The 12,421-nt window shown below is 51.6% G+C and carries 15 protein-coding genes and 1 riboswitch; of the genes, 9 read left to right on the forward strand and 6 right to left on the reverse strand.

Features of this window, described 5'->3' with window-relative positions:
- Positions 1 to 79 precede the first annotated feature (79 nt).
- Positions 80 to 1,435: a preprotein translocase subunit SecD gene (locus BN2106_RS08180; RefSeq protein ID WP_050698062.1), complete on the forward strand. Its 1,356-nt coding sequence runs from the start codon at positions 80 to 82 to the stop codon at positions 1,433 to 1,435.
- Positions 1,432 to 2,403, forward strand: a complete 972-nt coding sequence (gene secF, locus BN2106_RS08185) for a protein translocase subunit SecF (RefSeq protein ID WP_050698063.1) — start codon at positions 1,432 to 1,434, stop codon at positions 2,401 to 2,403. The genes BN2106_RS08180 and secF overlap by 4 nt, the downstream gene beginning before the upstream one ends.
- A 58-nt stretch (positions 2,404 to 2,461) precedes the next feature.
- On the opposite strand, the gene BN2106_RS08190 is transcribed toward secF, so the two are convergent.
- Positions 2,462 to 3,421: an RluA family pseudouridine synthase gene (locus tag BN2106_RS08190; protein ID WP_050698064.1), complete on the reverse strand. Its 960-nt coding sequence runs from the start codon at positions 3,419 to 3,421 to the stop codon at positions 2,462 to 2,464.
- Between the two features lie 149 nt (positions 3,422 to 3,570).
- Positions 3,571 to 3,670, forward strand: a riboswitch (TPP riboswitch).
- Positions 3,671 to 3,743: 73 nt separating this feature from the next.
- Here BN2106_RS08190 and thiD point away from each other — a divergent pair.
- The 3 genes from thiD to BN2106_RS08205 are packed head-to-tail and all read left to right on the forward strand — an operon-like array spanning position 3,744 to position 6,568.
- A complete protein-coding gene (gene thiD, locus BN2106_RS08195) occupies positions 3,744 to 4,559 on the forward strand; it encodes a bifunctional hydroxymethylpyrimidine kinase/phosphomethylpyrimidine kinase (protein WP_050698065.1) in 816 nt (271 codons plus the stop codon).
- A gap of 30 nt (positions 4,560 to 4,589) precedes the next feature.
- Positions 4,590 to 5,912 (forward strand): phosphomethylpyrimidine synthase ThiC, encoded by a 1,323-nt coding sequence (gene thiC, locus BN2106_RS08200; protein ID WP_050698066.1) that lies wholly within the window; start codon positions 4,590 to 4,592, stop codon positions 5,910 to 5,912.
- Between the two features lie 14 nt (positions 5,913 to 5,926).
- Entirely contained in the window at positions 5,927 to 6,568 is a 642-nt protein-coding gene (locus BN2106_RS08205; RefSeq protein ID WP_050698067.1) for an HAD family hydrolase, read from the forward strand.
- Between the two features lie 99 nt (positions 6,569 to 6,667).
- On the opposite strand, the gene BN2106_RS08210 is transcribed toward BN2106_RS08205, so the two are convergent.
- The 5 genes from BN2106_RS08210 to BN2106_RS08230 are packed head-to-tail and all read right to left on the reverse strand — an operon-like array spanning position 6,668 to position 10,123.
- Positions 6,668 to 7,411, reverse strand: coding sequence for an ABC transporter permease (locus tag BN2106_RS08210; RefSeq protein WP_050698068.1), 744 nt, complete (start codon positions 7,409 to 7,411; stop codon positions 6,668 to 6,670).
- 3 nt (positions 7,412 to 7,414) lie between these two features.
- Positions 7,415 to 8,128, reverse strand: a complete 714-nt coding sequence (locus BN2106_RS08215) for an ABC transporter ATP-binding protein (RefSeq protein ID WP_050698069.1) — start codon at positions 8,126 to 8,128, stop codon at positions 7,415 to 7,417.
- A 42-nt stretch (positions 8,129 to 8,170) separates the two neighbouring features.
- Positions 8,171 to 8,941 (reverse strand): MerR family transcriptional regulator, encoded by a 771-nt coding sequence (locus BN2106_RS08220; protein ID WP_050698070.1) that lies wholly within the window; start codon positions 8,939 to 8,941, stop codon positions 8,171 to 8,173.
- 58 nt (positions 8,942 to 8,999) lie between these two features.
- On the reverse strand, positions 9,000 to 9,479 hold the full coding sequence (locus tag BN2106_RS08225; protein WP_050698071.1) for a flavodoxin domain-containing protein: 480 nt from the start codon (positions 9,477 to 9,479) through the stop codon (positions 9,000 to 9,002).
- Complete coding sequence (locus BN2106_RS08230) at positions 9,479 to 10,123, reverse strand: TetR/AcrR family transcriptional regulator (protein WP_050698072.1); 645 nt, start codon at positions 10,121 to 10,123, stop codon at positions 9,479 to 9,481. The genes BN2106_RS08225 and BN2106_RS08230 overlap by 1 nt, the downstream gene beginning before the upstream one ends.
- A 151-nt stretch (positions 10,124 to 10,274) precedes the next feature.
- Between BN2106_RS08230 and spoIIIAA the strand changes: the two genes are divergently transcribed.
- From spoIIIAA to BN2106_RS08250, 4 genes are all read left to right on the forward strand, one after another.
- Positions 10,275 to 11,294, forward strand: coding sequence for a stage III sporulation protein AA (spoIIIAA, locus tag BN2106_RS08235; protein WP_050698073.1), 1,020 nt, complete (start codon positions 10,275 to 10,277; stop codon positions 11,292 to 11,294).
- The gene (locus BN2106_RS08240; RefSeq protein WP_242846280.1) at positions 11,281 to 11,721 is read left to right on the forward strand and encodes a stage III sporulation protein AB; all 441 of its coding nucleotides are present in this window, start codon (positions 11,281 to 11,283) and stop codon (positions 11,719 to 11,721) included. Before spoIIIAA ends, BN2106_RS08240 begins: the two co-directional genes overlap by 14 nt.
- Positions 11,722 to 11,788: 67 nt before the next feature.
- Positions 11,789 to 11,983 (forward strand): stage III sporulation protein AC, encoded by a 195-nt coding sequence (spoIIIAC, locus tag BN2106_RS08245; protein ID WP_050698074.1) that lies wholly within the window; start codon positions 11,789 to 11,791, stop codon positions 11,981 to 11,983.
- 30 nt (positions 11,984 to 12,013) lie between these two features.
- Positions 12,014 to 12,403, forward strand: a complete 390-nt coding sequence (locus BN2106_RS08250) for a SpoIIIAC/SpoIIIAD family protein (RefSeq protein ID WP_050698075.1) — start codon at positions 12,014 to 12,016, stop codon at positions 12,401 to 12,403.
- Positions 12,404 to 12,421 lie beyond the last annotated feature (18 nt).

Raw genomic sequence — 12,421 nt, forward strand, 5'->3', positions numbered from 1 at the left:
TCGGCATAAGAATTCTATAATTAAACCTGTTACGTCTGCGATGGAACGCAGAAACCATTAGACATTGGAGGATTTACGCATGAAGCGAGCAAAGAAACCTGTATTTTTCATCGTCGCCCTCCTGATCTTGGTTTTCGCCTATACCTCTCTGTTTGGGGTACATGGTCAAAACGGAGATAACAGGATCACCTACATAAAAGGTGCCAGCGATATCAGATGGGGAATCGACATCAACGGCGGCGTTGAAGCAACATTCAGTCCGGACACACAGGGTGTGAAGGCAACGGAAGATCAGTTGAATTCCGCTAAAGCAATTGTTGAGCTGCGTCTGGTCAACCAGAACATCACCGACTATGAGCTTTACGTGGACTATAACCAGGACCACATTATTGTGCGTTTCCCGTGGAAAAACGACGAAACTACGTTTGATCCGGAGAATGCCATTCAGGAGCTTTCCGCAACGGCGCTTCTGACCTTCAGAGAAGGTACGGAATATACGGATTCCAACATTGTTCTGCAGGGAAGTGACGTTAAGAGCGCCACTGCACGGATGACGCAGAACCAGAGCACCGGCCAGACAGAATACGAGGTCGGCCTGGAGCTGAGCAGCGAAGGCACTTCCAAATTCGCAGAGGCGACAGAGCGTCTGCAGGGACAAACCATCTCTATCTGGATGGACGATACAATGATTTCCGCGCCGACAGTCAACGCGGTGATCACAGACGGAAAAGCTTCCATCACCGGCGGCTTCACCGCGTCCGATGCATCCGACCTTGCCAACAAAATCAACGCGGGCGCACTGCCCTTTAAACTGGTCACCACCAACTTTAGTACGGTCAGCCCCACATTGGGTGCTTCCGCTCTGGATGCGATGACCATCGCGGGCTTGATCGGATTCATTCTGGTCTGCCTGATGATGCTGATTGTATATCGTCTGCCGGGCTTTGTTTCCATTATTGCCCTGATCGGCCAGATGGCGATCTGCTTCGCGGCGGTTTCCGGTTATCTGCCGTTTATCAACAGCTTTACCATGACGCTGCCTGGTATTGCCGGTATCATCCTTTCGATCGGTATGGGCGTGGATGCGAATATCATTACCTTTACCAGAATCAAGGAAGAACTGAATGCGGGCAAGACCCTTGATGGCGCAATTCAGAAGGGAAATGCAAACAGCTTCTGGGCGATTTTTGACGGTAATATCACCACTATTTTGGTCGCTTTGATCCTAATGATGGTCTTCGGCCCGACCAATATTCTCTCCATGCTGTTTGGACCGTCCACCACCGGCTCGGTTTACTCCTTCGGTTACACGTTGCTGGTTGGCAACATCGGCAACTTCATCATGGGCGTTGGCGCATCCCGCTTGATGCTGAAATCCATCTCCGGGTTCAAGTGCTTCCGCAATAAATGGTTATATGGAGGTGCTGCGAAATGAAGACGTTCAATTTTCAGTTTTGTGAGAAGAAAAAACTTTTCTTCGGAATCTCTTTAGCCGTGCTGGCAATCGGCCTCATTTTTAACATCATCTTTGGCACGCAGCTGGACATCCAATTTTCCGGCGGTGCTGTCATTAAGTACTCCTACAGCGGTTCCATTACCCAGGAAGATGTAGAGAAGATCGTAAAAGATGCATCCGGCAAGGACGTCAGTGTGCGTATCCATGAGGATATGTCCACGGTAAACGATCCGACCATTGCCAACAACAGCGTTTCCATTTCCTTTGCGGGAACGGATTCCATCTCCCTGGAGCAGCAGCAGGCGATCGCCGCCGCTCTGGATGAAAAGCATCCGGACTCCAAATTTGAAGTCATCGAATCCAGTTCTGTTAACCCGACGATGGGCCGCAGTTTCCTGCTTAAATGTGCGATCGCGATCCTGATTGCGTTTGTCCTGCTGGTTGTGTACGTCGGCTTCCGCTTTAAGAAGATCGGCGGTGTTACAGCCGGTATCATGGCGATTATCGCGTTGCTGCACGACGTGCTGATTGTGTACTTTACCTTCGTGGTTTTCCGCATGCCGATTAACGACAGCTTTATGGCGGTTGTACTGACCATCCTGGGCTATTCTTTGAACAATACGATTATCATTTACGACCGTATCAGAGAAAATCGCCGCTTGATGGGGCCGAAGGCAACCTATGCGCAGCTGGTGGACACCAGCATCAATCAGACCCTTACCCGTTCCATCTTTACTTCCCTGAGCACCTTCATTGCGATTGCGGCGGTGTTTGTGGTTGGAACGGTTTACGGTTTGACCTCCGTTACCACCTTTGCGCTGCCGATGATGGTCGGCGTTGTGGTTGGCTGCTATTCTTCCATCTTTATTGCAGGTCCGCTGTATGTAGCGTGGCATGATCATAAGGATAAGAAGCGTGAGAGTGCGCAGGCCGCTGAAACAAAATAAGACAAGATAAAGGTAAACACCGGTCAATTGACCGGTGTTTTTTTGCGCGTATCTGTTGTCAGTCCCAGCTTTTAAAACCATCCAGGAACCAGATTTCTTTCGCTTCGAACGCCCGCCCGTTGAGGTAGTCCAAAAGTCCGGCAGGGGTGGAGAAATCAAACCGCAGCTTATAGGAATACAACGCCTGATATTTAAATCCGCAGGCCTTATTAATCGCATTTGTTCCATATTTTCCGTCGCCGGCAAGGGGATGGCCAATGTAGGCCAGATGGGCGCGGATCTGGTGCGTCCGCCCGGTCAGGAGTTCCACTTCCAGCAGGCTGTAACCGCCGCGCTCCTTCAGGACACGGTAACGCGTCCGGATGCTCTTCGTCTCGCTGGTCGGCTTTTTGGAGATATACACGCGGTTGCGGCTTTCGTTCTTTTCCAGGAAGGCCTCCAGCGTATCTTCTTTTTTGGGCATATGCCCGTACACAATACAGAGGTACAGTTTTGTCAGCTCGCGGTGCTTAACCTTCTCGTTCATGATGCGGAGCGTTTCCGCGTTTTTGGCTGCCATCACGATGCCGCCGGTATTGCGGTCGATGCGGTTGATCAGTGCCGGAGCGAAAGAGGCCTCATTTGCCGGCTGGTATTCTCCTTTTTCATAGAGATAATGCTGAACGCGTGCAATCAGGGAGTCATAGTGATAGTGTTCGTCCGGATGTACGATCAATCCCGGCTTTTTATCCAGCAGCATCAGGTTTTCATCTTCAAACAGAACGTTGAGCTTATTGGGCGCTTTCAGAAAATCGTATTCTTCGGGCGCCTGCTGGAAAAATTCGTCCTTCAGGTACATGGTCAGCACGTCGCCCTGTACCAGCCGAGTGGAGATTTCACAGCGCTTGCCGTTGCACTTGATGTCTTTTTTTCGAATACTCTTATACAGCATCGATTGCGGCAAATTGGGGTAGGTTTTGGTCAAAAATTTATCCAAACGCTGTCCCGCGTCGTTTGGGCCAATGGTTACTTGCTTCATAGACGTCCTCTTCCTGTCATTTTGTTTTTATGATTGATGATTTATTATAGCATGAACCTTCGGCATAGAAAAGGACAGCAGTCAGAATTTGACAGGATGCGCGCAAAATGCTATAATCAAGCACAGCAAAATCCGTAAAAATGAATAGGCTTATTTTGCGGGGGGACTGTTTTCAGTTGAGAAGGTTAAAACCTGACCCTTAGAACCTGTCGGTTAACACTGTCGTAGGGAAGCAAAACTACTTTCAACTTGGAATGGAAGCGCTTGCCCGATTTGGGCTGGCGCTTTTTTTGTTTTACCCCTTGCCGGAAAGGACAACAGAATGAAAAAAGCTTTGACCATTGCAGGCTCGGATTGCAGCGGCGGTGCGGGTATCCAGGCGGATTTAAAGACTTTTTCCGCGCACGGCGTCTTCGGTATGAGCGTCATTGTCTCCGTTGTGGCGGAAAACACCAGCCGCGTGATCGATATCCAGGACGTAACGCCAGATATGATTGGAAAGCAGATGGAGGCGGTATTTGAGGACATCCCGCCGGACGCGGTAAAGGTTGGGATGCTGTCCCGGCCGAATTGTATGGAAGCGGTTGCAGAGGGACTTCGCAGGTATCGTCCGCAGCGCATTGTGATCGATCCCGTCATGTATGCGAAGAACGGCTGCCCGCTGATGGACCCAGGTGCAATCGACCTGCTGATTGAAAAAATTGTTCCCTTGGCGGACCTTCTGACGCCGAACATTCCGGAAGCGGAAAAAATGACGGGTTTGTCCATTCGCGCGCTTGCAGATATGGAGGCGGCGGCGAAACTAATCTCCCGGATGGGCGCGCGGAATGTACTTGTCAAGGGAGGGCATGCGGAAGGAGACGCGGTGGATGTGCTCTATGACGGCGAGACGTTTCACCACTATCGTGCGGAACGGATTCCAACAAAGAACACGCATGGTACCGGGTGTACCTACTCCTCTGCCATCACTGCCAATTTGGCGCTCGGAATGTCTATGGCAGAGGCGGTGGAGCATGCGAAACAGTATGTCACTACGGCGATACGTCATGCATTGGCGCTTGGTAAAGGCCATGGACCGACCAACCATTTTTATGACCTGTACTTACACGGCCTGATAAATGGAGCGGAAATCGAATAAGCGGGCCATATGGCCGGAAGGGGAAACAGCATGGAATTCAAAACACAGATGGAAGCAGCAAAAAAGGGAATCGTTACAAAAGAGCTGAAGCGGGTGGCCGAAAAAGAAGGATACACAGAGCAGGAACTTCTGCCGCTCGTAGCGGCGGGGCGTGTGATTATACCGGTAAATATCCGCCATACCTCTTTGGACCCCAACGGTGTGGGGGAAGGGCTGCGCACGAAAATCAACGTCAATTTGGGCATTTCCGGGGACTGTGCAGACTACTGCGCGGAGATGCAGAAGGTGCAGCTGGCAATTTGCTTTGGTGCAGAGGCGATCATGGACCTGAGCAATTATGGAAAGACGAGGGAATTTCGGCAGAAGCTGATTGAGCATGCCCCGGCGATGATTGGCACAGTGCCGGTATACGATGCAATTGGATATCTGGAAAAGGACCTGATGGATATTACCGCCCAGGATTTTCTCAAGGTAGTCCGTTCCCATGCGGAAGAGGGTGTGGATTTCATGACCATCCATGCGGGAATCAATCGCCGCGCAGTAGAAGCGTTTGAGCGGACCCATCGAATTACAAATATTGTGTCCCGCGGCGGCTCTCTCCTGTTCGCCTGGATGAAAATGACCGGCAATGAAAACCCGTTTTACGAGTATTATGACGACGTGCTCGATATCCTGCGTGAATACGATGTGACCATCAGTCTGGGAGATGCGCTCCGTCCCGGCTGTATTCATGATTCCTCCGATGCGGGACAGATCGGGGAGCTGATTGAGCTGGGCAATTTGACTCGGCGCGCCTGGGACAAAGATGTACAGGTCATGGTGGAAGGGCCCGGGCACATGGCGCTTGGAGAGATTGCCGCCAATATGCAGCTGGAAAAACGCCTCTGCCACGGCGCGCCCTTCTATGTGCTCGGCCCGCTGGTGACAGACATTGCGCCGGGCTACGATCACATTACTTCCGCGATCGGCGGTGCAATTGCCGCAGCAAACGGTGCGGACTTCCTTTGCTATGTGACGCCGGCGGAGCACCTGCGCCTGCCGGATCTTTCTGACGTGCGGGAGGGAATCGTGGCGTCCCGGATTGCCGCGCACGCGGCGGATATTGCCAAGGGCGTCCGCGGTGCGCGAGCGGTAGACGATCAAATGAGTGAGGCGCGCCGAAATTTCGATTGGGATACCATGTTCCAGCTTGCGATTGACGGGGAGAAAGCAAAGGCGTATTATGAGAGCGTACCCGCGTCGGACAAGCACAGTTGTTCCATGTGTGGAAAGATGTGTGCGATGCGCACCACGAACCGGATTCTGAACGGAGAAAGCGTGGAAATTTTACAGGATGAGTGGAAGAAATCCTGACAGGAGGCAACCTTTTGAAACAGTTTCAAGCGGCCATTTTTGATTTGGACGGGACTTTGATTGATTCTCTGCATGTTTGGGAGAAGCTGGACGAGGAATTTTTAAACAAGCGCGGCTTTGCGGTGCCAGAGGGCTACTGCGAAAAAATTGCAACAATGGGTTTTTTGGACGCGGCACAGTATGCCAAACAGATTTTTGGTTTCCCGGAGCCGGCGGAAGAGATCGTCCGTGAATGGAACCAGATGGCGGCGTACGCTTATGGAAACGAGGTAAAGATGAAGCCCCATGCGCGGGAATATCTGCAAAAGCTGCAACGGGATGGAATCATACTCGGTGTGGCAACTGCATTGCCGAAGAGACTTTATACGCCTGTGCTGGAAAACAACGGCATTTTTTCCTGGTTCCAGGCGATCACTTCCGGCGACGAGGTCAGCAGGGGCAAGGGCTTTCCAGATATTTATCTGAAAACGGCGGAAAAGCTGGGTGTGTCCCCGAAGGATTGCGTTGTTTTTGAAGATATTCTGCCGGGTTTGCAGGGGGCTATTGCCGCCGGCATGCAGACTGTGGGCGTTTACGACGCCTGCTCGGGAGGTTCGGAGGAAGAAATGCGCCGCCTGTCCGACGCGTATATCTATGATTTTAAAGAACTTCTGTAAAACAAAGATTTGTTCGATAACGATAAAGTAAATAAAAGGCTGCCGGAAGAATTTTCTTCCGGCAGCCTTTTATTATGCAGTAGGTTTACCTGGTTTCGTTTATTCCCATCGGAAGAACCGGAGTGCAATCGCGATGCAGACAACTGCAATTGCCGCCATAACCACTACAGGCAGCCATATGTCATCTATGGGAAGGCCGAGTGAAGCTGCTTTTAACAGCTTGATTCCCTGTGTCAAAGGCAAAATGTCTGCGGCCTTTTGCAGCGCGGAGGGCATAGCCTCATAGGGCAGCGTTGCGCCGGAAAAGATCAGCATGGGAAAGTAGAGTACACTGGCGATTACGCCTGCGATTTTGGTGTTGGGCGCCACACCTCCCACCATCAATCCGATGCTGAACATGGAGAGCAGCACCAGCAGGTATCCGCACAGGAACAGCGCAAAGGAGCCGCGAATTTGCAGGCCGAAGAAGATGGAGGCCACCAGAAAAAGCAGAACGAGAGAAGCGAGCGCGTAGAGTGTGTAAATTGCCACCTGTACCAGCAGAATCATGGCTGGGCTGACCGGCGTGACCTGAAGGCGCTTCAAAATTTTTCGGTTCCGGTAATCCGAAACGACCAGCGGCAGCCCCATCACGCCGCCGGCACAGATGGAAATACTGGCGAGCGCGCCGAAGGACTGTTCTAAGAAAGTGTAGGATGCTCCTGCGTACGCCGGTTGATCCCCATAAAGAATACCGAGAATCACCAGTACCACGAGGGGCATGCAGATCGCGAAGATAAACATGTCCATCCCGCGGAGAGAAAGCTTCCATTCCGTTTTCAGCATCGTGCAAAAGGTTCTCACAGGCTATTCCTCCTCCGTATACCAAAGATAGGCGTCTTCAAACTGTTCAAAAGGACTTTGCTCGACCGCCTGTGCAACGGTGCCGTAAAATATGGGACGGCCGTGCTTCAAAATGCAGATCTGGTCGCAGAGCGCTTCCACCTCATCCATAAAATGGGAGGTCAGCAAAATGGTCAACCCTTTAGCCTTTAATTCGGAAAGGATTTTCCAGACGTCCCGCCTCGCCCGTGCGTCAAGCCCTGTGGTCAGCTCATCTAAAAAGACGACCTCCGGATCGGGAAGAAGCGCCAGGACGATAAACAGCCGCTGACGCTGTCCGCCGGAGAGGCTGTTGACCGGGCTTTTCTCTTTGTCCGCAAGACCGAATTCTGCCAGCAGGCGACGGAAATCGTCTGCTTTCCGGTAAAGTGACGCAGTTACTTCGCAGAGCTCGCGGACAGTGATCTTTTCCTGGTAATTGGCCTCCTGGAACTGAATCCCTACCCGCTCGAACAGCTTTTTTCGGTCGGTAGCGGGATTCTGTCCCAGAATGCGAACGGTTCCGCAATCCGGCTTCTTTGTCCCTAAGATACATTCAATGGTTGTACTTTTGCCCGCACCGTTTGCGCCCAGCAGCCCAAAAACGGTACCGCGTTCCACGCACAGGTTCAGATGATCGACTGCGGTCAACGTGCCATAGGTTTTGGAAAGGGTTTCGACTTGAATTACACAATCCATTTTTGATCCTCCTTTGTCTCGATACAAAAAGAATACCACCAATCAAAAGACTGGTGGTATAGTGGAGGGTTTATCAAACTGTGTTTTCATTTCCTGTAACATCCTCAGAATGGTTTGTGCGTTCTGTTCCGCGGCCTGCAGGGAGAGAATTAACCGGTCGCATACGGAAATGATGTCGTCATCCGGCCTGGGCGTATTGAGTGCGGTTTTCATGTCCGTATCGGGATCAGCCGAGAGGGAGTGAAGCAGCCGTAAAATAGCTTCCAGCGAGTAGTTGGCACAGCGCAGAACACGAATGATTTTTAACCGAAGAACATCCTCTTCTGTGTATACTCGATAGCCGTTTTTTCTTCGCTTGATCGTAAGCAAACCGTTCATTTCCCAATTGCGGAGCGCGTCCATGGAAATGCCAAGGCAATCGGAAACCTCTTTCCGCCTCATTGTGAAAGATTTCGCCTGCGGTTTACCGGCTAAAAGGCGCTGTACGATATCAATGGCTTCCTCAGCGTTTTTTTGCTCCTGCTGTAGTTGGGACCGGTATTCGGCGGTCATTGACATAGCCCGGTCAAAATCGCCCGCGGCGGCTGTCTTGACCACTTCAATAATTTTTTTACGCAGCCCATTTTGCAGCACTTCCATTTGGAAGGCGAGACGGGCAAGGCGGAATTGAGCAATGTGCCAATCGGTGAAAACGCGGTAGCCGTTTTTTTGCCGTTCCGGTTTTGGGATGAATCCCCATTCCTCATAAAGGCGCACGGTGTTGGGGTGAATTCCAATTATCTTTGCGATTTCAGTGGTTTTGTAGGTTTTCACAGCTTTGCATCCATTCTAATTGCATTTCTGCCGGCTGAACTCATGGCGCGGCAGCCTTTTACAGGTTGTTTATAACAGCAGCAAACTGCTGGATTTCCTCTTCTAAAATGTGCGGGTATTGGAAGTCCGGGCTTTTCTCTACCATCTTCATGACCATCCGATCGCCCCAGCTCATCTTTTCCAAGTGGATTTCCCCGCCGAAGTTTGCTTTGGCCGCTGCATGTTCCAAAAGAGCAGGGGCGTAAAGATTGTTGATATAGTTGGCCTGCGTCAAAGGCGTGGAACAGCAGATAAACAGCCCAAGCTTCTTCTGCAGCAGAAGAGCTTCATTTTGGATGCAGAAGTCTTTCAATTCTTTGCGAAGTTTCAATGCGTACACGGATGCACCCGCAAGGATGCAATCGAAGGCTTGCAGGTCGAGCTTGCCAGCCTGGCTGGCCTCACAGACGGAAACATCACATTTTAAATGCTGTTTCAGGATGGACACGCATTTTTCGGTACAGCCGTATTTACTTGCATAGACAATTAATGTTTTCATCAGGGTTCCTTCCTTTCCATTGGGGGTCGTGCGTAAATTTTTTCAAATTGTTCCAAGTGGCGCTTGAGCTCCTGCAGGGCCTTCGCCTCCTGCTCCGGGTATCCATCGTATTTGTATATCAGCAGGAAGATCGGAGAAAAAAATTGCAGTGCCATGATCTCCGAATCTGCTTCTCTGAAATATCCAACTTGGATCATCGCTTCAAATAATTGGGATTGATTTTGCAATGCGCTTTCAATGTAGATTTTTCGGAAGATATCTTTGACGGATGGATCCCGGAATTGTTCTGTGGTCAGCATACGGCGCAGCGGCGCGGCATATGGATCCTTTAAATAAAACAAGAAAAGCGCTTGAGCACTTTGTTCGATGAGGTCCAGGCCGGCTGCGGCATACTGCCGTGCGACTGAGAAAAAATCGCCCTGCGGCAGGGGAATGGAGGCAGCCTTTTCCTCGTAGCGCCGGTCCATCTCCGTGACCAGGGAATGAAATATATCCTGTTTTCCGCTGAAATGCTTATAAATAGAGCTTTCCCGGATCCCAACGGCCTGCGCAATATCGCGCATAGAGGTTCCATGGAAGCCCTGCTCGGAAAAAAGCTGAAGCGCCGATTCCAGAATGATGCTTTTGGTATCTCTCTTTGCCAAATGCAATCTCCTTTCTATAGGCTATCGTTCGTTCGCTTTCTATTTTAGCTATCAATTGATCTCTTGTCAACCCACAACCGGAATTTGTAAGAGATTTGTTCTAAGCGGGAGGTGTTGTCCATAGATATGTAAAGAAAGGAGGACAAGAGTGATGGATGATACATACAACGGCAGATTTGATACGGCGTCCAAAGCCGTTTGCGACCGGCTGCGCAGGTACCTCCGGCTTTTGCCGCAGGATATCAAGGAACAGGCGCAGGAGATCCGTCTCCGGGTGAACCGGCCGGTTTCCGTGTGCTGCGCGAACGGCGTTTACTTTTTGAATGAAAATGGCAGGCTGTCCTGCAGGCTGGACGAAAAGGGCCTTTGCGCCTCCCGGGAAGACATGGAGGAAACGTTCCGCAATGTGTGCAGCTATTCCATTTACAGTCACCAGAATGAGATTAAAAACGGGTTTGTTACCCTGAGTGGCGGGCACCGCGTAGGAATCTGCGGTACAGCGGTCATTGTGGGCGGTGCGGTAAACGGACTGCGGGACATCAGCTCAATTAATATCCGCATTGCTCGACAGATGTATGGCTGTGCGGACGGCATTATGCGAACGTTGGGAAAGAAAATCTCACAGGGAGTCCTGTTGGCCGGAACGCCTTCCAGCGGAAAAACCACGATCCTGCGCGATATGGCGCGCCAGCTCGCCTCCGGGCTCTGCGGAAACGTCCGGAAGGTTGCCGTGGTGGATGAACGCGGGGAGCTTGCGGGTACGTACCAGGGGGTTCCGCAGAACGATCTGGGAATGAGCTGCGATGTGCTGGATGGGTATCCCAAGGGAGAAGGAATTTTACAGGCAATTCGCTCGCTGTCCCCGGAATTCATTATCTGCGACGAATTGGGCGGCTTTGCCGACGTGGAAGCGGCGGCACAGGGGCTGAATGCGGGCGTTGGGATGATTGCCAGTATCCACGCGGGCAGTGTGCAGGAGCTTTTAAAACGGAAGCAGGCGGTCAGTCTGCTGGAGACCGGCGCGTTTGCCAGTGTTGTCCTGCTGGAGGGCAGCCGGGAACCCGGGCGGGTCGCTGGAATATACAGGGCGGGTGATTTGCTTGATCAAGGGATTGGGGCTGCTGCTCCTGATTCTTGCAGGGACGTTGGCGGGGTATATGGAGTCGCATAAGCTGGCGCAGCGGGTGGAACAGCTTGAAGGGTTTCTGCGCTTTTTGACGGCGGCTCAAACGGAGATCCGGTATTCAGCGGTGGACGTCGCGCAGATTGTGCAGCGGCATGGGAGTGGTCTTGGCTTTTTGCGGAAATGCGCGCAATGCTGCCGGGACGGATGGGATTTTCAGAGCGCCTGGGAAGAGGGGCTGCGCTCCGGAGCAAAAGGGACGGGCCTGACGGAAAAAGACATTTCTGTACTGCGGCGGTTTGGCGCCGGTTTTGGCGCCAGCGACCTGGAGGGACAGCTTTCCCACTGTGACCTGTATGCACAACTGGTGAACAACAGCCTGGAGAGCGCCCGGGAGGATAAAAACCGGAAGGGAAAACTGTATTTTATGCTGGGTTCCTTTTCCGGGGTGACGGTTGCACTGCTTTTATGCTGAGTTCAGGAAAGAAGAGCAATTCCAGTTGCTGTCCTTAATTACTAAAATTGCTCTAGGAGGAAAAAAGATGGATGTGGATTTGATTTTTAAAATTGCCGCGATCGGCATCATTGTTGCCGTGCTGAACCAGCTTTTGGTTCGTTCCGGGCGGGAGGAGCAGGCCATGATGACGACGCTGGCCGGGCTGATCGTCGTGCTTATGATGATTATCCAACAGATTGACGTGCTGTTCCGGTCGATCAAATCCATCTTTGGACTTTAAAGATCCTGAAGGCGGCGGGGAGGTGCACGTATGAACATTGTCGGGATTGCGGGAACGGCACTGATCGCGGCGATTCTTGCTGTTACCCTCAAGCGTTACAATCAGGAATACGCGGTGGTGATCAGTATCATTGCCGGAGTTGTGATTCTGGTGGAAATCCTTTTGAATTTAACTCCGGCAGTCCAGCAGATTTCCACCCTGCTTTCCGGCACCGGGTTGTCCAGCGAGTATGCTATGATCCTGTTTAAAAGTTTGGGGATCTGCTTCCTGGCACAGTTTTCAGCGGATTCCTGCCGGGACGCGGGGGAAAGTGCGTTGGCCTCAAAAGTGGAGCTTGCGGGAAAAATCTCGATTTTGGTGTTATCCCTGCCGCTGTTTGAAAATATTGCGCAGACGGCAATCGGGTTGATCAACGGATGAGCTCTGCGGCGTAAAAAA

The organism is Anaeromassilibacillus senegalensis (assembly GCF_001261775.1).
Taxonomy (GTDB): Bacteria; Bacillota; Clostridia; order Oscillospirales; family Acutalibacteraceae; genus Anaeromassilibacillus; species Anaeromassilibacillus senegalensis.

Bases quoted from the DNA above. Each gene is read 5' to 3' on its own strand.
- BN2106_RS08180 (WP_050698062.1), top strand. From the start codon at position 80: ATGAAGCGAGCAAAGAAACCTGTATTTTTCATCGTCGCCCTCCTGATC.
- secF (WP_050698063.1), top strand. From the start codon at position 1,432: ATGAAGACGTTCAATTTTCAGTTTTGTGAGAAGAAAAAACTTTTCTTC.
- BN2106_RS08190 (WP_050698064.1), bottom strand. From the start codon at position 3,421: ATGAAGCAAGTAACCATTGGCCCAAACGACGCGGGACAGCGTTTGGAT.
- thiD (WP_050698065.1), top strand. From the start codon at position 3,744: ATGAAAAAAGCTTTGACCATTGCAGGCTCGGATTGCAGCGGCGGTGCG.
- thiC (WP_050698066.1), top strand. From the start codon at position 4,590: ATGGAATTCAAAACACAGATGGAAGCAGCAAAAAAGGGAATCGTTACA.
- BN2106_RS08215 (WP_050698069.1), bottom strand. From the start codon at position 8,128: ATGGATTGTGTAATTCAAGTCGAAACCCTTTCCAAAACCTATGGCACG.
- BN2106_RS08225 (WP_050698071.1), bottom strand. From the start codon at position 9,479: ATGAAAACATTAATTGTCTATGCAAGTAAATACGGCTGTACCGAAAAA.
- spoIIIAA (WP_050698073.1), top strand. From the start codon at position 10,275: ATGGATGATACATACAACGGCAGATTTGATACGGCGTCCAAAGCCGTT.
- BN2106_RS08240 (WP_242846280.1), top strand. From the start codon at position 11,281: ATGGAGTCGCATAAGCTGGCGCAGCGGGTGGAACAGCTTGAAGGGTTT.
- spoIIIAC (WP_050698074.1), top strand. From the start codon at position 11,789: ATGGATGTGGATTTGATTTTTAAAATTGCCGCGATCGGCATCATTGTT.
- BN2106_RS08250 (WP_050698075.1), top strand. From the start codon at position 12,014: ATGAACATTGTCGGGATTGCGGGAACGGCACTGATCGCGGCGATTCTT.